This window comes from Mycobacterium sp. NPDC003323, from assembly GCF_053589535.1.
Genome location: NZ_JBSFSB010000003.1, coordinates 253571 through 274874 on the forward strand (window position 1 = coordinate 253571; position 21304 = coordinate 274874).

The following is a 21304-nucleotide window of genomic DNA, read 5'->3' on the forward strand; positions in this document are numbered from 1 at the left end:
TAATCGTTTTCAATAAGCATCGGATCACCGGGGCGCCGTCGATGCCCCGAGAACGACGAAACCCCGGTGCCGCACCGCTTCGGCGGTGTCGCACCGGGGTTCATCTGGAGTGGGTCAGTGGTCGTGGCCGACCGCGCCGGTCAGTTCGTTCGGCGTCTGCTCCAGCGTCACCGACTCGGTCACGGTTCCGCCGGCCAGATCCACCAGGTGGATCTGCTTGGCCGCCGGATCACTCACGTACACCGCGTCCTCGCGGGTGAACACCGCCGGCCCGGGCTGCTGCCAGTCATCGGGCTCCATCCACGGCTGCGTCACGTCGATGGACTTGACCAGATCACCGGTGACCGGGTCGAAGACGTGCAGCTTGCCATCGGTGCCCATGATGAGCGCTTCGGCCTGGGGCCCTCGGCCCAGCGAACGGAACCAGTAGCTCACCCCCTCGGGGAGCGGGACGACCTTGAGTTGGTTCGTGGTGGTGTCGATGAGCGAGAACTGGTTGGGCCGCTCCATCTCGGCATCGGCATCGACCTTCATGTCGCCGAGCACCACGGGCGAGTCCTCGTGCCCGCGGGTGTTGCCGATCCGGCCGTAGGGAGTCGGGCTGGCGATCTTGGTGAATTCACCACCCTTGTAGGTCAGCACACCGTTCTCACAACCGATCACGACGACCTCGTCGGCCGCGACCGCCTCACCGTGCACGCCGGGGCACTCCTCGTTGCGCGCGATCTCGCGGTCGCCGTCGAAGGCCACCGCACCGACGCGGGTGTCCGGGTTTCCGAGTGAGTGCACCAGGGTTCCGTCGGCCAGGATCACCGCCACACCGTGGTGGGGCTCCGGGGTCTTCCAGGTGCGGGTCTCGGGCATGCCGCCGGCCTCGAGCGCATGCGGGTCGAAGGCGGTGATCTCGCCGGTTCCGTCGGCGAACAGCACGGTGTTCTCACCGTGCGGGGTGACATGGCCGGCATCGACGGCAGGGAAGGTGTCCTCGGTCAGTTCCCCGCCCGCGGCGTTCAGAATCCGGAAGCCCTCGGGCGTGGTGATCAGCACGTGTCCCTGGTCGCCGGCCGGGTTGATGCGCAGGAAGCCGTCGAGCGGGATGTCCTGTTTGACCTCCAGGGTCTCCCCGTCGAGGACGTACAACCCGCCGTCGTAGGTGGTCACCAGCGGCTCGGCGATCGACATGCTCGGCGCCGCCGTCGCCGACGTGTCTGCCGAGGTCTGCGAGCCTGCCGTGCTGTCGGCGCCGTCGCTGCCCGACGAACACGCCGCCAGGGCCGCCGCCGCGAATGTCACGGCTCCGGCGCGGTACAACCACCGCGGATTGGACATGTTTGCTGCTCCTTCTCTTGGGGGTGGTGAAAAATCTGCGGCTATCGCAGTCCGGTGACGATGGCGTCGGTGTTGGCGCGCATCATGTCGAGATAGGTGCCGCCCGGAGTGCCCGGCGGACTGAGGGATTCGCTGTAGAGCGGCACGATCTGCACCTGTACACCGGCGTCCTGCGCCAGCACCCGCGCCAGCTTCTCCGGCTGCGAGGAGTCGACGAAGATGGCCGGAACACGGGCGGACTCGATGGCACCGACCAGTGATTGCAGATCCGACGCGCTGGGGGCGGCCAGCGTGGTGCCACTGGGTACCACGGCCCCGACCACCTCGAAACCGAAGCGCTGGGCCAGATATCCGAGCACGTGATGATTGGTCACCAGCTTGCGCCGCTCGGGCGGAATCGACGCGAACCCCTGGCTCATCATCTCGTCGAGCTCGCGCAACTGGCTGCGGTAGTTCTCGGCATTGCGCGACACCGCGTCACCGTCGATCCCATCGACATCGCGCAGGATCGTCTCCTCGATGACATCGACGGCCGTGATCATGCGCTGCGGATCGGTCCAGAAGTGCGGGTCGGGGGTGCCCGAGCTCTCGCCCTCGGTGTACTGGATGGGGTCGATGTGATCACCCACCGCGAGGATCGGAACACCCTGGGCGGCAGCGCCTTCCACGTTGCGGGTGACGTTCTCCTCCAGTCCCAGGCCGTTGTACACGATCAATCCCGCCCCGCCCATCGCGGCGGCGTCCTGCGCGGAGACCCCGAACGAATGCGGATCGGCGCCCGGCTGCATGAGCACCCGCACATCGGCGGTGTCGCCGACGATGTTGCGCACCACATCACCGAGGATGTTGGTGGTCACCACGATCTCGCCGGAGGAGTTCGCGGTGCCCGAGCACGCGGTGGCCAGCGCGCTGATCAGTGCCAGGATGAGCAGCAGCGGGCGGCTCACCGGCCCGCCTCGACCATCAGTCCCGGCATCACGTCGGTGGTCAGGGTTCGGGCGATGCGCAGACCGTCGGCATAGTCGATCTCGTACACCTTGCGCGCGGCGGCGTCGTTGACATACGCCCGGTCGGAGTCCAGGTCCACCACCGGTTGCGGGCCTTGCGCCGGAATCGGGCCGGTGAACAACGGAATCCGGGCGGTCTCGGACCGGCTGTTGACGTCGAACGCGCTCAACGTCCCGTCCCGGCGCAGCGCCAAGACCGTTCCGTCGCCCGCGGTGTTGGTGGCCACCGCATCGGGGACCGGGATCAGCACCCAGGAGCGCTGCCGGGTATCGAGCACCCAGACGTGACCGCCGGCCACGCCCGCGGCGACATCGGCGCGGTCGCGGTGTTCCATGCTGACGGGCCGCTGCGCCGGTGCATCGGCCGGATACGGGGCGGCCGTCACCGTCAGGTCGTTCTCGCCGCCGGTCACCCGCACCGCGCCGGTCTCACAGCCGAATGCCACTGCGCGGCGGCTGGTCATGGTCCACGAGGGCTGTGGGCATTGCCCGGCGAGGTCGGTGGTGCCGGACTCACCGGTGACCTGCATGCGCCCGTCGTTGCTGACCGTCACCAGGCGGCTACCGTACGGTGCGGCGACGGCGACGTCGGAAGGCACGGTGAGACCGGACATCTCGACGGTCTTCTGGCCGAGTTTCTCCCGGTCGAAGACCTCCACCGCACCGTCGGGTGTGCGCACCGCGACGGTGGAGTTGCCGGCGCTCACCGACGCGACGGGAAGATCGAGGGTGGCGACCTCCGCGGGTGTGCTGACGAAGTAGTGGTAGTGATCGCCGTGGTCGAATGTCCAGGCGCCGGCGTCGATGACCGTTGCGCCGTCACCGGTGCGCAGGTAGGCGAACCGGCCGTCGCCGTCGAGGACCGGCACCGGGCCGTACTCGCCCATCCGGGTCTCGGTCTCGTCGACGGCGTCGTACACCGACGTTTCCCCGGTGGTCGGGTCGACCAGGACCAGTTTGGTCAGTGGCCCGTCGGCCTCGCGCGCACCGTCTTGCACCGCGACCCCGTCTCCCGTGGTGGCCGACTGTTCCGGCGCGGGCGCCGGTGTCGGGTCACCGGACGAACATCCGGCGACGACACACGCCGCCGCGGCGGCGACACCCACCTTGGCCCAGCGGTTACGCAGGGCCGCCAGCAGAGCGGATCCGAAGAACAGCAGCACCGCCACGCCGGCGATGGTCGCTCCCCCGGCGGTGCCGGCGTACCACGAGATCAATAGGCCCAGATAGACCGCGGCGCTGCCGATGACGGCGGACAGCAGCATCACCCGGGGGATGGATCGCGCCCACATCAGCGCCGCCGCCGGTGGGGCGACGAGCAATCCGAGCACCAGCAGTGTGCCCACGACGTGGAAGGAGGCCACCATGGCCACCGCCATCAGCACGGTCAGCGCCGGGATCGCCAGGTGCGGGCGCAGTCCCAGGGTGGCGGCCTTGCGCGGATCGAAGGTGACCGCGACGAACGCGCGGTGCCCGGCGACGACGGCGCCCAACGTCAGCACCAGTGCGCCGGCCAGGATCACGAGATCGGCTGTGCGGACCGCGAAGACGTCACCGAAGAGGAAACCGGTGAGGTCGACGGCGAAGCTCTGCGACCGCGACACCACGATGACGCCGAGTGCGAGCATGCCGACCAGCAGCAGGCCGATGCTGGTATCGGAGGACAGCTTGGCGGAGCGGCCGATGGCGGCAACACCGAAGGCCATGACCAGGGCGGCGACCAGGCCACCGACCATCAGACTGACACCCAGCAGTGCGGCGATGGCGACCCCGGGCAGCATGCCGTGGGTCATCGCCTCACCCAGGAAGACACTGCGGCGCAACAGCACCCAGCACCCGACCAGCGAGCACAGGCACGCGGCGACCACACCGGCCAGCAGCGCCCGGAGCACCATGTCGGCCTGAAACGGGTCGGTGAGCCAGTGCGTCATGCCGTACACTCTTAGCAGTAATGAATGTCGTTTTCAATAAGGTGACGCCCGTCACCACCACCATCGACGTGACCGGACTGGACTTCAGCTACGCCGGCACGGCGGTGTTCCGTGGGCTCGATCTGTCCATCCCGACCACGATGGTGACGGCCGTAATCGGTCCCAACGGTTGCGGCAAATCGACGCTGCTGAGCCTGCTGGCCGGCATCGAGCGGCCCGATGCCGGGGCTGTCCGGGTCGGTACCGACAACATCGCCTTCGCCGTGCAGCGCAGTCAGGTGACCGATTCGTTCCCGGTCACGGTCGCCGAGGCCGTGCTGATGGGTCGCTGGCGGCAGCTGGGCCTGTTGCGCCGACCGAGGGCCGCCGACCGGGCGATCGTCGAACACTGGCTGACCGAACTCGGTCTGGCCGATCTGCGCCGGCGCACGCTCGGTGAACTGTCCGGCGGTCAGCGCCAACGCGTCCTGCTGGCCCAGGCCTTCGTCCAGGAGGCACCACTGCTGCTGCTCGACGAACCCACCACCGGTCTGGACAGCGCGTCGGCCGCGCTGGTGATCGACCATCTGCGGCGCCTCGTCGCCGGCGGCACCACGGTGGTCGCGGCCACCCACGATGCCGCCGTCATCGCCGCCGCCGACCGCCATCTGGACCTCACCGGGCAGGGGCGCGCACTAGGCTGACCGGCATGCCCTCGGTGTCGGTCGACCTCAACGCCGACCTCGGCGAGGGCTTCGGGGTGTGGCGACTGGGCGATGACGACGCGATGCTCGACATCGTCACCTCGGCGAACGTGGCGTGCGGCTTCCACGCCGGTGATCCGGCCGGGCTGCTGCGCGTGTGCCGCGCGGCGGCCGATCGCGGCGTCCGGATCGGCGCCCAGGTGAGCTATCGCGATCTGGCCGGTTTCGGCCGGCGGTTCATCGATGTCACCCCCGAGGACCTGACCGCCGAGGTGATCTACCAGATCGGGGCGCTGACCGCGCTGGCGACGGCCGCGGGCACCCGGGTGTCCTACGTGAAACCACATGGGGCGCTGTACAACACGATCGTCGACCATGAACAGCAGGCGTGGGCGGTCGCCGCGGCGGTCCATGCGGTGGACCCGGCGCTACCGGTGCTGGGCCTGCACGGGTCGGCATTCTTCGGCGCCGCAGCCGATCTCGGGTTGCACACCGTGTGCGAGGCGTTCGCCGACCGGGCCTATCGGCCCGACGGTTCCCTGGTGCCGCGGCGCGAGGCGGGCGCGGTCCTGCACGATGCCGACGAGATCGCCGCGCGGGTGGTGGCGATGGTGACCGAGGGCAGGGTCACCGCGATCGACGGGTCCAGCGTCCCGATCGCCGTCGAATCCGTGTGCGTGCACGGCGATTCGCCGGGTGCCGTGCGGATCGCGGCGGCGGTCCGGGACCGGTTGACTGCTGAAGGTATCGGCGTTCAGTCGATGGACGCGCGGTAGATCGACTCGATCGACGCGTCGAGCGTCGCGTCGAAATCGTCGTCGCTCTGGTCGACGGTCAACCCGTCGAGCAGCGCGCGACTGAAGCTCGCGATCAGACCGGGGTTGCGCAGCAACCGCGCATTGGCATCGTCGCGGCCGTAGCCACCCGAAAGTGCCACCACCCGGGCGACATTCGGGTGCGCGATGAGATCGTCGTAGAACCCATCGACGGTGGGGATGGTCACCTTGATGCCGACCCTGGCGTCCCCATAGGACGGGAGCCGCTCCAGCAGTTCGGACTTCAGCAGTTCCTCGGCCCGCTGCTTGTCGGGCGCGTTGATGTCCACCTCGGGTTCCAGGATCGGGACCAGATCGGCGGCCAGCACGCGACGGCCCAGTTCGATCTGCTGCTCGGCCACATTCGCGATGCCGGCGGGGTCGGCGGACTTGATCACCGACCGTTCCTTGGTGCCGAAGACGCCCTTGGCACGGGCCCGGGCCAGCAGGTCCTCCAGGCCCGGAATGTCCTTCATCAGCTGCACACCGGCCGCCTCGGATTCCAGCCCCTTGTCGATCTTGAGGAACGGGACTATGCCCTTGACGTCCCACAGATAGGCGGCCGGGTCGGTTCCATCGATCTGCCGGTCGAGGGTTCCCTCGAACAGGATCGCCCCGAGGACGCGCTCACCGGTGAAGACCGGGCTGGTGATGATGCGGGTGCGCGCCTGGTGGATCAGGTCGAACATCTCCGTCTCGGAGGAATAGGCCGAGTCCTCGATACCGTATCCGCGCAACGCCTTCGGCGTACTGCCACCGCTCTGGTCCAGTGCGGCGATGAATCCCTGTCCCTGCTCGAAGCGGGTCGACTGCTGCGGATCGGGCACGGCGGCCTCCTCTAGATGGAAATGATTGTCATCAGTGTAGCGGTTCTTCACCGCCACCCGCGTCGGTGAGCTCATAGCGGATAAGCCGGGAACTGTTGGCCACCACAGCAACCGACGAGGCGTTGTGCAGCACCGCCGCCAGCACCGGCGACAATGCCCCGCCGGCGCCGATCAGCAACCCCAGCGCGTTGACCGCGATGGACATCGCGTAGTTCTGCCGGATCACGTCCACGGCGCGGCCACCGAGATCGCGCACATCCAGCAGCCGGCGCAGATCATCGGAGGCCAGCGCGACATCGGCGGTCTCCACCGCGACATCGGTGCCGCCCAAACCCATCGCGATGCCGATATCGGCCTCGGCCAGCGCGGGCGCGTCGTTGACACCGTCTCCGACCATCGCCACGGTATGCCCCTCATCGCGCAGCGTCCGCACCGCCGCCAACTTGTCATCCGGCAGCACCTCGGCCTGCCATTCGGTGATCCCGAGCTGTTCGGCCACCACCGCCGCGGTGTCGGGGTGATCACCGGTCAACATCACGATGCGGCGAACACCGTTGGCGCGCAATCGGTCCAGTACATCGGCGGCCTCCGGACGGATCTCGTCGCGCAGGCTGATCAGCCCCACCAGCTTGCCGTCGACGGCCAGCAGCAGCGGTGTCTCGGACTGCTTGCGCAGCTTGTTCACCCAGTCGGTGGCCTTCTTGGTGACCCGCACCTTCTCCCGCTCGAGCAGCGACGGACTGCCCAGCAGCAACGTGCGGCCGTCGGCCCGGGTGCGCATGCCGAGCCCGACGAGCACCTCGCACTCCTCGTGCGGCGGAATCTCGATATGCCGTTCCTGCGTCGAGCGGATGACGGCCTCGGCCAGCGGGTGCCGTGAGTGGATCTCCGAGCTGGCGGCATAGGCCAACACCTGCTCCGGCTCCCAGTCCTTGTGAAAGGCAACCAGATTGGTGACCACCGGCCGGCCCACCGTCAGCGTCCCGGTCTTGTCGAACACCACCGCGTCGACCCGGCCGGCCTCCTCCAGGTGCGAGCCACCCTTGATCAGGATGCCGCGGCGCGCGCCGTTGCCGATGGCCGCGCTGATCGCGGTCGGGGTGGAAAGACCCACCGCACACGGGCAGGCCACCAGCAGCATGGTCATCGCCCGGCGCACATCGCCGGTGACGATCAAGGTCGCCGCCGACAGCAGGAAGGAGGCCGGCACGAACCGCCGCGAGAAACTCTCGCCGACCGTCTGGATCGGCGCGCGGTGCTGCTGGGCCTCCTCGACCCGGGAGATGATCCGCCCGATCGCGGTCTCGTTGCCGACGGCCTCGGCCCGCACCACCAGTCGCCCGCGCACCACCACCGATCCGGCGAAGACGCGGGCCTCGGCCGCCACCGCGACCGGCAGGTTCTCCCCGGTGATCGCCGACTGGTCGATGATGGCCTCACCGTCGACGACCACGCCGTCGATCGGCAGCGCCACCTGATCGTGGATCACCACCTCGTCACCGATGCGCAGTTCGGCGGTCGCGATCTCGACCTCGGTACCGTCGGGCAGCCGCACCCACGCGGTATCCTGGTTGCCCTGCAGCAGGTTGGCGATGGCGCGCCGGGTCCGCCGCAACGTCAGGTCCTGCAGGTATTCGCCGATGTTGAGCAGCCACAGCACCGTCAGTGCCACCACGTTCTCGCGCAGCACCAGGCTCGCGATGGTCGCCGCACTGACCAGCACGTCGGTGCCGGCCGACCGGCCCCCGCGCAGGGTGCGCAACGCACCGCGCAGGAACGGATATCCGGTGAAGATGGTGACACCGGTGGCGGCCAGCCTGCTGGTCGGGCCCAGCAGTGGCGGCCGGCCGAAGGCGTAGCGGCGCAGACCGAGCAGCACCAGCGCCGTGCCGCCGACCGCCATGCGCAGCACATCGGCATTGGTCACGTCGGCCGAGCGTGGCAGCCGCGCCGGCACCAGCTCACGGGCCACGTTCGCGGCCGCCTCGATCGCGGCGAACACCGCGTCCTTGGCGCAGCGTTTGGGCGAGTACCAGACGACGACGGAGGCCGTGCGCGGATAGGCGTGCACCGCCCGCACCCCCGCCACCAGTTCGACGGCGTCCTCGATGGCCACCGCGCGCGCTGAGTCGTTACGAAACCACGGTGCTTCCAGCCGAATTCGGCCCGCGGCGTCCGACAGTACGTTCAGGGCCGCCATCGGGTCAGTGATCGTGATCGTGGGCGTGGTCCGTGACGGCCGGTGGCGGGACCTCCTCGCCGATGCGCTCACGCGCCTCGGCCACCACGTCGGCGACCGTCAACCGCGCAGATTCGGCACCCTCTTCGGCCTTGCGTACCCCGCGCAGTGCCCACGCCGTCGCCGTCACCGACGCCTCCCGAACGGGGGCCTTGGCGACCACCTTCTTGACACCCTGATAGGCCGCGGCACCGACGGCGCCGGTGACCACGGTGGAGGCCGCCTTGGCAAGAAACGCATGCAACACCATCACCTCACCCTAGTCGTGTCGGCCGTTCGATTCACGGCCAACGACGTTGCTGGCACAATCGGCAGCGTGACGGTCGAATCTGCGTCGCAGCGCCGGATCAGCTCGATGCCGGTCCTCGTCGTCATCATCCTGGGGCTGGCACCGGTAGGCACCACCGCCCGCGATTTCGTGGCAACGCACGCCGATATCGCCACCGGGGCAACGGTTTTCTGCGGAATCTTCGTCCAGGCACTGCCCTTTCTCGCGCTCGGTGTCCTGGTCAGCGGTGCGGTGGCCACCTTCGTCACGCCGGATCGACTGGCCCGCTGGCTGCCTTCCCGCCCCGCGGCGGCGATCCTGACCGCGGGGGTGGGCGGTGCCGCGCTGCCCGGCTGCGAATGCGGTTCGGTGCCCATCGCGCGCCGATTGTTCGGTGACGGCGCCGTGGGTGCGGCAGCGTTGACGTTCATGCTGGCCGCACCGGCGATCAATCCCGTCGTGTTGATCGCGACCGCGGTCGCGTTCCCGGGCGAACCGTTGATGGTCCTGGCGCGCTGCGTCGCCTCGCTGCTGACCGCGACGATCATGGGCGCACTGTGGGCACGCTTCGGGCAACCTCGGTGGATCACCCGGCAATTACCGCGGCCCGCGCACGCGCACGCGTCGAGGATCACCGTCTTCGCCGAGGCGGCCCGGCACGACTTCCTGCAGGCCGCATCGTTTCTCGTGCTCGGCGCCGCCGCGGCGGCGCTGTTGCACGTCGTGGTGCCGCAGTGGATGTTCGACCATCTCGCCGGACAGCTGGCGCTCGGCATTCTGGTGATGGCCGTGCTGGCGGTGGTGCTGGCGCTGTGCTCGGAGGCCGATGCGTTCGTGGCGGCCAGCCTATCGATGCTGCCGCTGCTGCCGCGACTGGTGTTCCTGGTCGTCGGCCCGGCGATCGACATCAAGCTGTTCGCGATGCAGGCCGGGATGTTCGGGCGTGCCTTCGCCGTCCGCTTCGCGCCGGTCACCTTCATCGTCGCCGTCGTGGTGGCCACCGCCGTCGGCCTGATGATTCTGGGTAACCGATGAACCGCGAAACCGAGAATGCGCTGCTGCTGCTGGTCGGTCTGAGCACCGCGATCATCGCGGCCACCGGCGCCTTCACCCGCTACGTCAAACCATCCCTGCTGCCGTGGTTGTGGGCCTCGGCCGCGGTGCTCATCGCGTTGGCACTGATGGCGATCATCAATGACATCCGACATGGCCCCGCCGATCACGACGGTCACGGGCACCGGCACCGGTCCGGGGTGGCCTGGCTGCTGGTCATCCCCGTCGCACTGCTGGCATTCGTGGTGCCCCCGGCGCTCGACCCGGCGTCTGTGCGCCCCGCTGCGGCCGCGGAGGCACCACGCCGGCCGTTCCCGCCACTGCCCGACGGTCCGGCCCCGGAGCTGTCAGTGCCCGAACTGCTCACCCGCATCGCCCAGGACTCGGCGGGCACACTGCGCGACCGGCCGGTCACCGTCACCGGGTTCACCATCCGCGAGGGTGAGCGCACCCGACTGGGACGCATCGTCATCCTGTGCTGTGCGGCCGACGCGCAACTGGCCAGCACCGAGCTGACCGGCCCCGCGGCCGCGACGGCAGCCGGGCTGCCCGATGGCAGCTGGGTCCGGGTGCGCGGTCAGGTACCCACCGATCAACTGACCCGGCGAGGTGCCGTGCCACAGTTGCGTATCGACTCCGTCGAACAGATCCCGGAACCGGAGAACACCTACAGTTTCTGACCGCTCGGCTCGCGGTCGGCGTCCCGGTTGGCGCCGTCGACGACGCTGGTCAGCAGGCCCGGCAGCGCCGCATCGACATCCTCGACGCGCAAGCGCTGATAGGTCAGGCCGTCGATCACCAGACGCTCGGTGACACCGGCCTCGCCCAGAATCTTGAAGTGGTGGGTGGCCGTGGATTTGTTGATGCCGTCATACAGCGCCCCGCACTGCACGGGCGCCCCGGCGTTGTAGAGGCGCCGGACCACTTCGAGACGGACCGGGTCGTGGATGGCACCGAGAACCTGCTGCACGGTGCCCACCCGCGGTGGTACGGCGACGCGCTCGGGCATAAATCCATCCTGGGACGGGTTTGGTAACTGTCGAACCGAGCGTACTCTCGATCAGGTTCGATGTTCATCGAACCCAACGACCGGAGGTGACAGCACCATGGTGGCGATGGATTCAACCGCCGATACCCAGCGTTGGGCCTACCCGCTGCTGCTGATCCTCAGCGGTGTCGCCCTCGGAGTTTCGGGGCTGCCCGCGCCGCTGTACGGGATCTACGAGTCCAACTGGCACCTCTCGCCACTGGCGACCACGATCGTCTTCGCGGTGTACGCCATCGCCGCGCTGGCCGCGGTGTTGGTGTCGGGTCGGATCTCGGATGCCGTGGGCCGCAAGCCGGTGCTGATCGGCGCCCTGGTTGCGTTGCTGGTCGGCCTGGGGGTCTTCCTGGTCGCCGAGAACATGGCGACCCTGCTGCTCGCGCGCACCATCCACGGTGCCGCGGTCGGATCGATCGTGGTGGCCGGCGCGGCCGCGCTGCTGGATCTGCGGCCCGACCGCGGCGTGCGCTCGGGTCAGCTCAGCGGCGTCAGCTTCAACATCGGCATGACCATCGCGGTGCTCGGCTCGGCCCTGCTGGCCCAGTACGCCCCACACCCACTGCGCACCCCCTACGCGGTGGTCGCGGTGATCTGCCTGGTGGTCGGCGCCGGGGTGCTGGCACTGCGCGAGCCGCACACCGCGCGCACCCGCGGTCCGATCCGGATCGCCAAACCCGCCGTCCCCCAGGAGATCCGCGCGGACTTCTGGTTCTCCGCACTGGGCGCCATGGCCTCCTGGTCGGTGCTGGGCGTGCTGCTGTCGCTGTATCCGTCCCTGGCGGCGCGCCAGACCCACATCGACAATCTGGTCTTCGGCGGTGCCGTCGTCGGCGTCACGGCGTTCGCCGCCGCGCTGGCCCAGCTGGCCGCCACCCGGCTGCCCGCCAGGTACTCGGCGATCATCGGCGACGTCGGCATGGCCGCCTCCCTGCTGTTGACGATCCCGGTTCTGCTGACCCACCGCCCCGAACTGGTCTTCGTGGCCGCCATGCTGCTCGGCGCGACCTTCGGCCTGGGGTTCGGCGGCTCATTGCGCCACCTGTCCGATGTGGTCCCCGCGACGCGGCGCGGTGAGACCATGTCGGCCTTCTACCTGCTCGCCTACACCGCGATGGCGGTCCCGACCCTGGTCGCCGGCTGGGCGGCCACCCGGTGGGATCTGGCGGCGGTCTTCCCGTGGTTCGCCGGTGCCGTCGCACTGGCCTGCCTCGGCGCCGCCGGTGCCGGACTGCGTAGCACCAGAAGGGTTGTCGCCTAAGCTGCGGGTGTGACCGATCACGCGTTCAGCCCCGCCGAGCGCCAGGCCGTCTACCGGGCGATCGCCGAACGCCGCGACATGCGCCGGTTCGTCCCCGGGTCCACCATCGAACCCGACGTCCTGGCCCGGCTGCTGCAGGCCGCCCATGCCGCACCCAGCGTCGGTCTGATGCAACCGTGGCGGTTCATCCGGATCACCGATGACGCACTGCGCCAGGCCATGCATGCGCTGGTCGACCAGGAGCGGCTGCGCACCGCCGAGGCGCTCGGCGCCCGGGGCGAGGAGTTCCTGGCGCTCAAGGTCGAAGGCATTCTGGAATGCGCCGAACTCCTGGTGGTGGCCCTCGGCGAGAACCGTCGCCGCCATGTGTTCGGCCGACGCACCATGCCCCAGATGGATCTGGCCTCGGTGTCGTGCGCAATCCAGAACCTGTGGCTGGCCGCCCGCGCGGAGGGCCTCGGCATGGGGTGGGTGTCGATCTTCGAGCCGGCCGGGCTGGCCACCCTGCTCGGCATGCCCGACGATGCCGAGCCGGTGGCCATCCTGTGCCTCGGGCCGGTCCCGGAATTCCCGGACCGGCCCGCGCTGGAGATCGACGAGTGGACCTACGGCCGCCCGCTGTCGGATTTCGTGTCCGAGAACGGTTGGGCTATGAGCCCGCATACGGCAGCAGAGCCATTTCCCGCGCATTCTTGATCGCCGTGGCGACCTGACGCTGCTGTTGCGGCGTCAGGCCGGTGACCCGGCGGGACCGGATCTTGCCGCGGTCGGAGATGAAGGTCCGCAGGATCGAGACATCCTTGTAGTCGACCGAGGTGATGTTCAACGCCTTGAACTTGTTCACCTTGGGACGCTTGATCTCCACCGGCGCCGGGCGCCGCTTCTTGGCCGGACTTCCCGCCATCACCAGCTCGCTTTCCGCACACCCGGCAGCTCGCCGCGGTGCGCCAGTTCTCGTACCCGTACCCGTGACAGCCCGAACTTGCGCAGATGCCCGCGGGGCCGGCCGTCGACCGAATCCCGGTTACGCAGCCGGACCGGGCTGGCATCGCGCGGCAGCCGTTGCAGGGCGGCCTGCGCGGCGGCCCGCTGCTCCGGCGTGCTGCCCGGCTTGCGGATGATCTCCTTGAGTTCGGCACGGCGCTCGGCGTAGCGCCGCACCATCTCGCGTCGCCGATTGTTGGCGACGACCTTGGACACCTTGGCCATCAGCGCTCCTCGCGGAAGTCGACGTGCTTGCGGATGACGGGGTCGTACTTCTTGAGTACCAATCGATCCGGATCATTGCGCCGGTTCTTGCGGGTGACATAGGTGTATCCGGTTCCCGCGGTGGACTTGAGCCGCACGACGGGGCGGATGTCGGTGCTCTTGGCCATCAGATCTTCTCCCCGGCTCGACGCAACCGGTTCACCACGGCCTCGATACCGTCGCGGTCGATGACCTTGATCCCCTTTGCACTGACGCGCAACCGGATTCGACGATCCTCCGACGGCAGGTAATAGGTCTTGGTCTGGATGTTCGGATTCCAGCGACGGCGGGTGCGCCGGTTCGAGTGCGACACCCGGTTACCGAAACCCGGTGCGCGCCCGGTGACCTGGCAGGTCTTACTCCCGTCGCTTTGCTCGCCCCGTTGCGCAGACATCGAAGACTCCCTCTCATGCGTTTTCACTAATGAAAATCGTTTTCGACAAGCGGACACCGACACGGTAGCGTACGAGCGAAGTTAATGACAATCGTTACCAATAAGGGTGTGATGACATGCGTACGCCGGTACTGGTGGTTGCCGGACAGGGCCCACGATCCGACGTGGTCGAGCTGCTGACCCGGACCCCGGGAACCGTGGCGGTCGGCTACGGCAGCGACGGGCATGTGGTGATCCGTCGCGTCACCGGCAAGCGCGACGACAAGACGATCATCTCGGAATGGCCGATCGAACTCGCCGGCGGATGCGTCACCTGCACCATCCGCAACGACCTGCTGATCCTGTTGCGCCGGCTGCACCGGCGCGAGGACGTCACGCGCATCGTCGTCGAGCTGATGGACTGGATCGACCCGGAATCGATCTGCACCGCCATCAACGAGGTTCCCGTCGTGGTGGGACCGGGCTATATCGACGGTCCGGCCAGCCGCGATGTCGTCATCTGCGCGGTCATCACCGCCGTCGACACCGCCGCATGGCTGGACCAGGCCCTCGGCGACGATGATCTGGACGGATCCCGCACCGTCGCCCAGGTGGTGGTCGGCCAGGCCGCCTTCGCCGATGTCCTGGTGCTGACCGCACCGGATGCCGACACGTTGGCGGTGTTGCGCCGGCTCACCCCGCGAGCCCGGATCACCGTCGGGCTCGACCAGGTGGAGAACGCCCTGGCCCACCTGGATCCGCACACCCGCCGCGGATTCAGCGACGACCCGCACGATTCACTGCTGGCCGGCCAACCGCCACTGCAACCCGCCGGCGCGGTCGCCCTGGTGGAGTTCAACGCGCGCAGGCCTTTTCACCCCGACCGCCTGCACCAGGCCATCGACGACCTGCTCGACGGCGTGGTGCGGGTGCGGGGCCGCGCCTGGCTGGCCAGCCAATCCGACGCGGTGGTGTGGATCGAGTCCGCCGGCGGCGGACTGGGTGTCGGCAACGCCGGACTCTGGCTGGCCGCGATGTCCGACAGCGAGCGCGCCTATGTCGATCCCGAACGCGTCGCGCTGGCCGCCTCGCAGTGGGACGAGCGCTTCGGCGACCGCCACATCGCGCTGACCGCGCTGGTCTGCGGTGCCGCACCGGAGACCATCACCGACGCACTGACCCGGGCACTGCTCACCGATGACGAGATGGCCGAACCCGCCGCATGGGCGCAGTATCCGGACCCGTTCGGCGACTGGCACGAAGACCCCTGCGCCGACCTGCCCGAGGGTGTCTCGGTGACCGACGAACACAGCACAGGAAACGGAGAAGAATGAAAGCGAATATCCACCCCGATTACCACCCGGTGGTGTTCCAGGACGCCGGCACCGGAAAGCAGTTCCTCACCCGGTCCACGATCACCAGCGATCGCACCGTCGAATTCGAGGGCGCCACCTATCCCCTCGTCGTGGTCGACGTGACCGCCGACTCGCACCCGTTCTGGACCGGCACCAACCGCCACCTCGACACCGCCGGTCAGGTGGAGAAGTTCCGCCGCCGCTACGGAAGCCGGTAGCGCAGCGCGCTCTAGGCTTTCGGGCATGCGCCTGAAAGCCGGCCGGCCCGATATCGACGACTACGCGCACCACTTCGACCTACCGGCGGCCGGGCCCGCCGCCCCGCTCACCGTCACCTGGGCCGGCGTGACGACGCTGTTGATCGACGACGGCGCATCGGCGGTGTTGACCGACGGCTTCTTCAGCCGCCCGTCGCTGCTGCAGGTGGGCCTGGGCCGGATCGCGCCGTCGCAGCCCCGGATCGACGGGTGTCTGGGGCGCCTGGGCGTCCGGCACCTCGACGCGGTGCTGCCCGTACACACCCATTTCGACCACGCCATGGATTCGGCCGTGGTGGCCGAACGGACCGACGCCCGATTGGTCGGCGGCAGCTCGGCCGCGCACATCGGCCACCGGCTGCCCGCCGACCGCATCGTGGTGGCCACCCCCGGCGAACCCCTGGCACTCGGCGCGTTCGAGGTGACCCTGGTGACCGGCGATCACTGTCCGCCCGACCGGTTTCCCGGCATCATCGACGCGCCGGTGACGCCGCCGGTGCGCGCTTCCGCCTATCGCTGCGGTGAGGCCTGGTCGACGGTCATCGCGCACCGCCGGACCGGTCGAACGGTGCTGGTGGTCGGCAGCGCGGGTTTCGTGCCGGGAGCGCTCGTCGGGCACCGCGCCGAGGTGGTGTACCTGGGTGTCGGGCAGCTCGGGTTGCAGCCCCGGCAATACCTCGTGGACTACTGGAGCGAAACCGTGCGGACCGTCGGGGCGCGGCGCGTGGTGCTGATCCACTGGGACGATTTCTTCCGCCCGCTGGATCGGCCGCTGCGCGCGCTGCCGTACGCCGGTGATGACCTGGACACCTCGATGCGGATCCTGACCGCGTTGGCCGCCGAGGACGGTGTCGGGCTGCACCTGCCGACGCTGTGGGAGCGCGCGGATCCATGGAGTTGACGGTCTCGATCGCCGCTCTGGTCGCCGTCCTGGGCTTTGCGCTCGTGCGGCCGCATCGCTGGCCCGAGGCCGTCGTGGCGTTACCCGCCGCGGCACTGGTCATCGCGGTCGGTGCCGTGTCCTTGGATGTTGCCGCGCACGAGGTTTCCGAACTGGCTCCCGTGGTGGGTTTCCTGGCCGCGATACTGGTGTTGGCCCGGATGTGTGCTGACCTGGGGTTGTTCCATGCCGCCGGGGTGCTGATGGCGCGCGCCACCTCCGGTGGCCAGAAACGGCTGTTGGCGTCGGTTTTCGCCATCGCCGCGACGGTGACCGCCGTGCTGAGTCTGGATGCGACGGTGGTGCTGCTGACCCCGGTGGTGCTCGCGACGGCACGCCATCTCGCCGTATCCGCGAAACCGCACGCCTACGCCACGGCACATCTGTCCAACAGCGCCTCACTGCTGCTCCCGGTGTCCAATCTGACCAACCTGTTGGCCTTCGGCGCCGCCGGGTTGACGTTCCTGCACTTCGCGGCGGTCATGGCACTGCCCTGGATCGCGGCCATCCTGGTGGAGTTCGCGCTGCTGCGTTGGCTTTTCGCCAAGGACCTGGCGGTCGCACCGCGCCGCGACCGCGCCGAGGAACCCTTGGACGTGCCGTGGTTCGCGGTCGTGGTCGTCGGGTTGACGCTCACGGGTTTCGCGCTGACCTCGGCGGTCGGGCTGTCCCCGGCATGGGCCGCGCTGGCCGGCGCGCTGGCGCTGTGCGGGCATGCACTGGCCGCACGGCGCACGACGGTCACCAAGATCGTTGCCGCGCTCGATATCCCGTTCCTGGTGTTCGTCCTGTGCCTGGGCATGGTGGTCGCCGCCGTGATGACCAACGGCCTGCAATCGGCGATGCACGCCGTCATCCCGGACGGGCAGGGCCTGGCCGCGCTGCTCGGCATCGCGGCGGTCGCGGCGGTGCTGTCCAATATCGTGAACAACCTGCCCGCGGTGCTGGTCCTGCTTCCACTGGTGACCCCGGCCGGGCCGGCCGCGGTCCTCGCGGTGCTGATCGGTGTCAACATCGGACCGAACCTCAGTTATGTCGGATCGCTGGCCAACCTGTTGTGGCGCAGCGTAATACGCCGAGAGATGGCGGCCGGGTTCGCCGAGTTCACCCGCGTCGGGCTGGTGACCACCCCGCTGAGCCTGGTCGCCGCGGTGCTCGGCCTGTGGACCTGGATCGAACTGTTCGGGCTCTAGCCGCGGCGCTGGCGGGCGATTTCGGCGAGCACCACACCGGCGGCCACCGACGCGTTCAGCGATTCCGTCGGCCCCGCCATCGGGATCGACACGATCGCATCGCAGTTCTCGCGCACCAGCCGCGACAGACCCTTGCCCTCGGAGCCGACCACCACGACGGTGGGCCCGGAGGCGTCGAGTTCGTCGAGGGTGGTGTCGCCTTCGGCATCCAGACCGACGATCTGCAGGCCGGCGTCGGCCCAGCTGTTGAGCGTGCGGTTCAAGTTGGTCGCCCGCGATACCGGAAGCCTTGCCGCCGCACCGGCGCTGGTGCGCCAGGCGACCGCCGACACCGAGGCCGAGCGGCGCTGCGGGATGACCACGCCGTGACCGCCGAACGCGGCGACCGAACGGACGATGGCGCCGAGGTTGCGCGGATCGGAGATGTTGTCCAGCGCCACCAGCAGGGCCGGGGTGCTGTCGCGCTGCGCGGACTTCAGCAGGTCATCGGGGTGGGTGTAGGCATACGGCGGCACCTGCAGGGCCAGACCCTGGTGCAGTCCGTTGCTCGACATCCGGTCCAGGTCGTGCTTCTGCACCTCCAGGATGGCGATCCCGGAATCGGCTGCGCGCTGGACGGATTCGGTGATCCGCTCGTCGGCGTCGACGCCGAGCATCACATACAGCGCGGTGGCCGGCACCCCGGCGCGCAGGCACTCCACCACCGGGTTGCGGCCCAGGACGGTTTCGGTCTCGTCGGTCTTGCGCTGGCGTCCCTGCTGCGCGCGGGCCGCCTTCGCGGCCTTCTTGGCCGCGGGATGGTGCGGACGGTCCTTGGCCGCGGGAGTGGCGCCCTTGCCCTCCAGACCGCGCCTGCGCTGTCCCCCGGAGCCGACGGTCGGGCCCTTCTTGGTTCCGGCCTTGCGGATCGCTCCGCGCCGCTGCGAATTGCCGGCCATCTAGTCATCTCCTTCGGCGAGCGACCATTGCGGCCCGTCGGCGGTATCTGTCACCACGATGCCGGCCTCCTTGAGGCGGTCCCGGATGGCGTCGGCGGCCGCCCAGTCGCGCTTCTCCCGGGCCTCGGCGCGCCCGGCCAGCGCCCAGTGCACCAGCACGTCCACCGCGGCCAGGGCGGCCGAGGTCTCATCGCGGGTCTCCCAGCGTTCGTCGAGCGGATCGCAGCCGAGGATGCCCATCATGGCGCGGATCGACCGGGCGGCCGCCATGGCGCCCTCGTGGTCACCGGCGTCGAGGGCCCGGTTGCCCTCGGCGCGCGCGGTGTGCACCTCGGCCAGCGCGATCGGCACCGCCAGATCGTCGTCGAGTGCGGCCTCGAACTTGTCGGTCCAGGTGCTCGGTTCGATGGCGCCGACCCGGTTGCGGACCCGGTGCAGGAAATCCTCGACACCGGTATAGGCCTTGGCCGCGTCGGTCAGGGCGGTCTCGGAGAACTCCAGCATGGACCGGTAGTGCGCGCTGCCCAGGTAGTAGCGCAGCTCGGCGGCCCGAACCCGTTGCAGCACAGCCGGTATCGCCAGCACATTGCCCAGCGACTTGCTCATCTTCTCGCCGCCCATGGTGACCCAGCCGTTGTGCAGCCAGTACCGGGCGAACCCGTCGCCGGCCGCCTCGGCCTGCGCGATCTCGTTCTCGTGGTGCGGGAACACCAGATCCATGCCGCCGGCGTGGATGTCGAACTCCGCGCCCAGGTACTCCTGGCACATCGCCACACATTCGGTGTGCCAGCCCGGTCGGCCCGGCCCCCACGGCGTGGGCCACGAGGGCTCGCCCGGCTTGGCGCTCTTCCACAGCGTGAAATCACGCGGGTCGCGCTTTCCGGTGGCCACCCCTTCGCCCTGGTGCACGTCATCGATGCGGTGCCCGGACAACTTGCCGTACTCGGGCAGGCTCAGCACGTCGAAATACACGTCACCGTCGCCTTGCGCATCGGCACAGTAGGCGTGCCCGCGTTCGATGAGCCGCTCGATGAGTTCGATCATCTGGGTGATGTGCCCGGTGGCGCGCGGTTCGGCCGACGGCGGCAGCACGCCGAGCGCCTCGTAGGCCGCGGTGAAGGCGCGCTCGTAGGTCGCGGCCCACTCCCACCACGGGCGGCCGGCATCGGCGGCCTTGTTCAGGATCTTGTCGTCGATATCGGTGACATTGCGGATGAACGCCACGTCGAGGCCCTTGGCCGTCAGCCAGCGCCGCAGGACGTCGAAGGCCACACCGCTGCGCACGTGGCCGATATGCGGTAACCCCTGCACGGTGGCACCGCACAGGTAGATCGACACATGGCCGGGGCGCAGCGGTACGAAATCACGAACGGCACCGGTGAGGGTGTCGTACAGCCGCAGTCCAGTCACGACGTGCCAGCTTACCGGCCGTCATGGGGTTTTCTGACCAGTGGGGTTATCTGACCACCAGGGCCGTGGCGATGGCCGCAAGCCCCTCGCCGCGACCGGTGAGTCCCAGCCCGTCGGTGGTCGTCGCCGACACCGACACCGGAGCGCCGAGCAATTCGGACAGCACTTCTTGGGCCTCGACGCGGCGCGGCCCGATCTTGGGCCGGTTGCCGATCACCTGGACCGCGGCATTGCCCACCCGCAGGCCCTCGGCCGCCAGCAGACTGCGGACATGGCCGAGCATGTCGGCGCCGCCGACACCGCGCCACTGTGGTTGGTCGGTACCGAAGACCGCGCCGAGATCACCCAGACCCGCCGCACTCAACAACGCATCGCACAGGGCGTGCGCGGCGACGTCACCGTCGGAGTGACCGGCGCAGCCGTCGGCGCCGTCGAACAACAGGCACAGCAACCAACACGGTCGTCCGGCCTCGATGGGATGGACATCGGTCCCCAGACCGATGCGCAGATCCGTCACCTAGGACGCGGCGGCCAGCGCCTCGTCGAGAATGGTGGTGGCCTTCTCGTCATCGGTGTTCTCGGCGAGCGCGAGTTCCCCGACAAGGATCTGGCGGGCCTTGGCCAGCATCCGCTTCTCACCCGCGGACAGCCCGCGCTCCTGGTCGCGGCGCCACAGATCACGGACCACCTCGGCGACCTTGTTCACGTCACCGGATGCGAGCTTCTCCAGATTGGCCTTGTACCGGCGCGACCAGTTGGTCGGCTCCTCGGTGTGCGGCGCACGCAGGACCTGGAACACCTTGTCGAGGCCCTCCTGGCCGACGACGTCGCGCACACCCACGTACTCCGCGTTCTCTGCGGGCACTCGAACCGTCAGATCCCCCTGAGCGACCTTGAGGACGAGGTACTCCTTCTGCTCGCCCTTGATGGTCCGGGTTTCGATAGCCTCGATCAACGCAGCACCGTGGTGTGGATAGACGACGGTGTCTCCGACCTTGAAAATCATCAGTTTCGAGCCCCTTTCACCAGTCGATCTTATCACGGGCGTCCGACAGGCGGGGAACAACTATGCAGGTCAGGGGCATCGCAGGTGAAGACCAGGGGTTGACAGGGTGGCCGATTCATGCAGTGCACG

General features: G+C 69.0%; 25 protein-coding genes. 10 read left to right on the plus strand and 15 right to left on the minus strand.

The window, feature by feature from the left end:
• Positions 1 to 114 precede the first annotated feature (114 nt).
• Genes aztD through aztB form a run of 3 tightly spaced genes read right to left on the minus strand, consistent with a single transcriptional unit; the run spans position 115 to position 4267 of the window.
• Entirely contained in the window at positions 115 to 1329 is a 1215-nt protein-coding gene (gene aztD / locus ACWDUN_RS10810; RefSeq protein ID WP_449928293.1) for a zinc metallochaperone AztD, read from the minus strand.
• 41 nt (positions 1330 to 1370) lie between these two features.
• The gene (gene aztC, locus ACWDUN_RS10815) at positions 1371 to 2276 is read right to left on the minus strand and encodes a zinc ABC transporter substrate-binding protein AztC (protein ID WP_449928295.1); all 906 of its coding nucleotides are present in this window, start codon (positions 2274 to 2276) and stop codon (positions 1371 to 1373) included.
• Positions 2273 to 4267, minus strand: a complete 1995-nt coding sequence (aztB, locus tag ACWDUN_RS10820) for a zinc ABC transporter permease AztB (RefSeq protein WP_449928297.1) — start codon at positions 4265 to 4267, stop codon at positions 2273 to 2275. The genes aztC and aztB overlap by 4 nt, the downstream gene beginning before the upstream one ends.
• 20 nt (positions 4268 to 4287) lie before the next feature.
• Between aztB and aztA the strand changes: the two genes are divergently transcribed.
• Positions 4288 to 4950 (plus strand): zinc ABC transporter ATP-binding protein AztA, encoded by a 663-nt coding sequence (gene aztA / locus ACWDUN_RS10825; RefSeq protein ID WP_449928299.1) that lies wholly within the window; start codon positions 4288 to 4290, stop codon positions 4948 to 4950.
• A 5-nt stretch (positions 4951 to 4955) separates the two neighbouring features.
• Entirely contained in the window at positions 4956 to 5726 is a 771-nt protein-coding gene (locus ACWDUN_RS10830; RefSeq protein ID WP_449928301.1) for a LamB/YcsF family protein, read from the plus strand.
• Here the strand turns inward: ACWDUN_RS10830 and ACWDUN_RS10835 are convergent.
• The 3 genes from ACWDUN_RS10835 to ACWDUN_RS10845 are packed head-to-tail and all read right to left on the minus strand — an operon-like array spanning position 5705 to position 9081.
• Positions 5705 to 6592 carry a fructose bisphosphate aldolase gene (locus tag ACWDUN_RS10835; protein ID WP_449928303.1) on the minus strand — a complete coding sequence of 296 codons (888 nt, stop codon included), beginning with the start codon at positions 6590 to 6592 and terminating at the stop codon, positions 5705 to 5707. The two genes, ACWDUN_RS10830 and ACWDUN_RS10835, sit on opposite strands and share 22 nt — an antisense overlap.
• A gap of 31 nt (positions 6593 to 6623) precedes the next feature.
• Positions 6624 to 8792 carry a heavy metal translocating P-type ATPase gene (locus ACWDUN_RS10840; RefSeq protein ID WP_449928305.1) on the minus strand — a complete coding sequence of 723 codons (2169 nt, stop codon included), beginning with the start codon at positions 8790 to 8792 and terminating at the stop codon, positions 6624 to 6626.
• Between the two features lie 4 nt (positions 8793 to 8796).
• Positions 8797 to 9081, minus strand: a complete 285-nt coding sequence (locus ACWDUN_RS10845) for a DUF1490 family protein (RefSeq protein WP_449928307.1) — start codon at positions 9079 to 9081, stop codon at positions 8797 to 8799.
• Positions 9082 to 9186: 105 nt separating this feature from the next.
• On the opposite strand from ACWDUN_RS10845, the gene ACWDUN_RS10850 reads away from it, so the two are divergent.
• Positions 9187 to 10134: a permease gene (locus ACWDUN_RS10850; RefSeq protein WP_449928812.1), complete on the plus strand. Its 948-nt coding sequence runs from the start codon at positions 9187 to 9189 to the stop codon at positions 10132 to 10134.
• The gene (locus tag ACWDUN_RS10855; protein ID WP_449928309.1) at positions 10131 to 10832 is read left to right on the plus strand and encodes a TIGR03943 family putative permease subunit; all 702 of its coding nucleotides are present in this window, start codon (positions 10131 to 10133) and stop codon (positions 10830 to 10832) included. The genes ACWDUN_RS10850 and ACWDUN_RS10855 overlap by 4 nt, the downstream gene beginning before the upstream one ends.
• Here the strand turns inward: ACWDUN_RS10855 and ACWDUN_RS10860 are convergent.
• Positions 10820 to 11161: an ArsR/SmtB family transcription factor gene (locus ACWDUN_RS10860; protein ID WP_449928311.1), complete on the minus strand. Its 342-nt coding sequence runs from the start codon at positions 11159 to 11161 to the stop codon at positions 10820 to 10822. The genes ACWDUN_RS10855 and ACWDUN_RS10860 overlap by 13 nt on opposite strands.
• A gap of 97 nt (positions 11162 to 11258) precedes the next feature.
• On the opposite strand from ACWDUN_RS10860, the gene ACWDUN_RS10865 reads away from it, so the two are divergent.
• Positions 11259 to 12455: an MFS transporter gene (locus tag ACWDUN_RS10865; protein ID WP_449928312.1), complete on the plus strand. Its 1197-nt coding sequence runs from the start codon at positions 11259 to 11261 to the stop codon at positions 12453 to 12455.
• Positions 12456 to 12464: 9 nt separating this feature from the next.
• The gene (bluB, locus tag ACWDUN_RS10870) at positions 12465 to 13151 is read left to right on the plus strand and encodes a 5,6-dimethylbenzimidazole synthase (protein WP_449928313.1); all 687 of its coding nucleotides are present in this window, start codon (positions 12465 to 12467) and stop codon (positions 13149 to 13151) included.
• Here the strand turns inward: bluB and rpsR are convergent.
• The 4 genes from rpsR to rpmB are packed head-to-tail and all read right to left on the minus strand — an operon-like array spanning position 13105 to position 14097.
• The gene (gene rpsR, locus ACWDUN_RS10875) at positions 13105 to 13359 is read right to left on the minus strand and encodes a 30S ribosomal protein S18 (RefSeq protein WP_449928315.1); all 255 of its coding nucleotides are present in this window, start codon (positions 13357 to 13359) and stop codon (positions 13105 to 13107) included. The two genes, bluB and rpsR, sit on opposite strands and share 47 nt — an antisense overlap.
• A complete protein-coding gene (gene rpsN / locus ACWDUN_RS10880) occupies positions 13359 to 13664 on the minus strand; it encodes a 30S ribosomal protein S14 (protein WP_449928316.1) in 306 nt (101 codons plus the stop codon). Before rpsN ends, rpsR begins: the two co-directional genes overlap by 1 nt.
• On the minus strand, positions 13664 to 13831 hold the full coding sequence (gene rpmG, locus ACWDUN_RS10885) for a 50S ribosomal protein L33 (RefSeq protein WP_449928318.1): 168 nt from the start codon (positions 13829 to 13831) through the stop codon (positions 13664 to 13666). The genes rpsN and rpmG overlap by 1 nt, the downstream gene beginning before the upstream one ends.
• Entirely contained in the window at positions 13831 to 14097 is a 267-nt protein-coding gene (rpmB, locus tag ACWDUN_RS10890; RefSeq protein ID WP_449928320.1) for a 50S ribosomal protein L28, read from the minus strand. The genes rpmG and rpmB overlap by 1 nt, the downstream gene beginning before the upstream one ends.
• Positions 14098 to 14213: 116 nt before the next feature.
• Here rpmB and mrf point away from each other — a divergent pair, with 116 nt between their 5' ends.
• The 4 genes from mrf to ACWDUN_RS10910 are packed head-to-tail and all read left to right on the plus strand — an operon-like array spanning position 14214 to position 17821.
• Entirely contained in the window at positions 14214 to 15410 is a 1197-nt protein-coding gene (mrf, locus tag ACWDUN_RS10895) for a ribosome hibernation factor-recruiting GTPase MRF (RefSeq protein ID WP_449928322.1), read from the plus strand.
• Complete coding sequence (locus tag ACWDUN_RS10900; protein ID WP_449928324.1) at positions 15407 to 15649, plus strand: type B 50S ribosomal protein L31; 243 nt, start codon at positions 15407 to 15409, stop codon at positions 15647 to 15649. The genes mrf and ACWDUN_RS10900 overlap by 4 nt, the downstream gene beginning before the upstream one ends.
• A 25-nt stretch (positions 15650 to 15674) precedes the next feature.
• On the plus strand, positions 15675 to 16589 hold the full coding sequence (locus tag ACWDUN_RS10905; RefSeq protein ID WP_449928326.1) for an MBL fold metallo-hydrolase: 915 nt from the start codon (positions 15675 to 15677) through the stop codon (positions 16587 to 16589).
• Positions 16580 to 17821 (plus strand): SLC13 family permease, encoded by a 1242-nt coding sequence (locus tag ACWDUN_RS10910; RefSeq protein ID WP_449928327.1) that lies wholly within the window; start codon positions 16580 to 16582, stop codon positions 17819 to 17821. Before ACWDUN_RS10905 ends, ACWDUN_RS10910 begins: the two co-directional genes overlap by 10 nt.
• Here the strand turns inward: ACWDUN_RS10910 and rlmB are convergent.
• The 4 genes from rlmB to carD are packed head-to-tail and all read right to left on the minus strand — an operon-like array spanning position 17818 to position 21175.
• The gene (gene rlmB, locus ACWDUN_RS10915; RefSeq protein ID WP_449928328.1) at positions 17818 to 18759 is read right to left on the minus strand and encodes a 23S rRNA (guanosine(2251)-2'-O)-methyltransferase RlmB; all 942 of its coding nucleotides are present in this window, start codon (positions 18757 to 18759) and stop codon (positions 17818 to 17820) included. The two genes, ACWDUN_RS10910 and rlmB, sit on opposite strands and share 4 nt — an antisense overlap.
• Complete coding sequence (cysS, locus tag ACWDUN_RS10920) at positions 18760 to 20169, minus strand: cysteine--tRNA ligase (RefSeq protein WP_449928330.1); 1410 nt, start codon at positions 20167 to 20169, stop codon at positions 18760 to 18762.
• A 46-nt stretch (positions 20170 to 20215) separates the two neighbouring features.
• On the minus strand, positions 20216 to 20686 hold the full coding sequence (ispF, locus tag ACWDUN_RS10925) for a 2-C-methyl-D-erythritol 2,4-cyclodiphosphate synthase (RefSeq protein WP_449928332.1): 471 nt from the start codon (positions 20684 to 20686) through the stop codon (positions 20216 to 20218).
• Entirely contained in the window at positions 20687 to 21175 is a 489-nt protein-coding gene (gene carD, locus ACWDUN_RS10930; RefSeq protein WP_449928334.1) for an RNA polymerase-binding transcription factor CarD, read from the minus strand.
• Between the last annotated feature and the right edge of the window lie 129 nt (positions 21176 to 21304).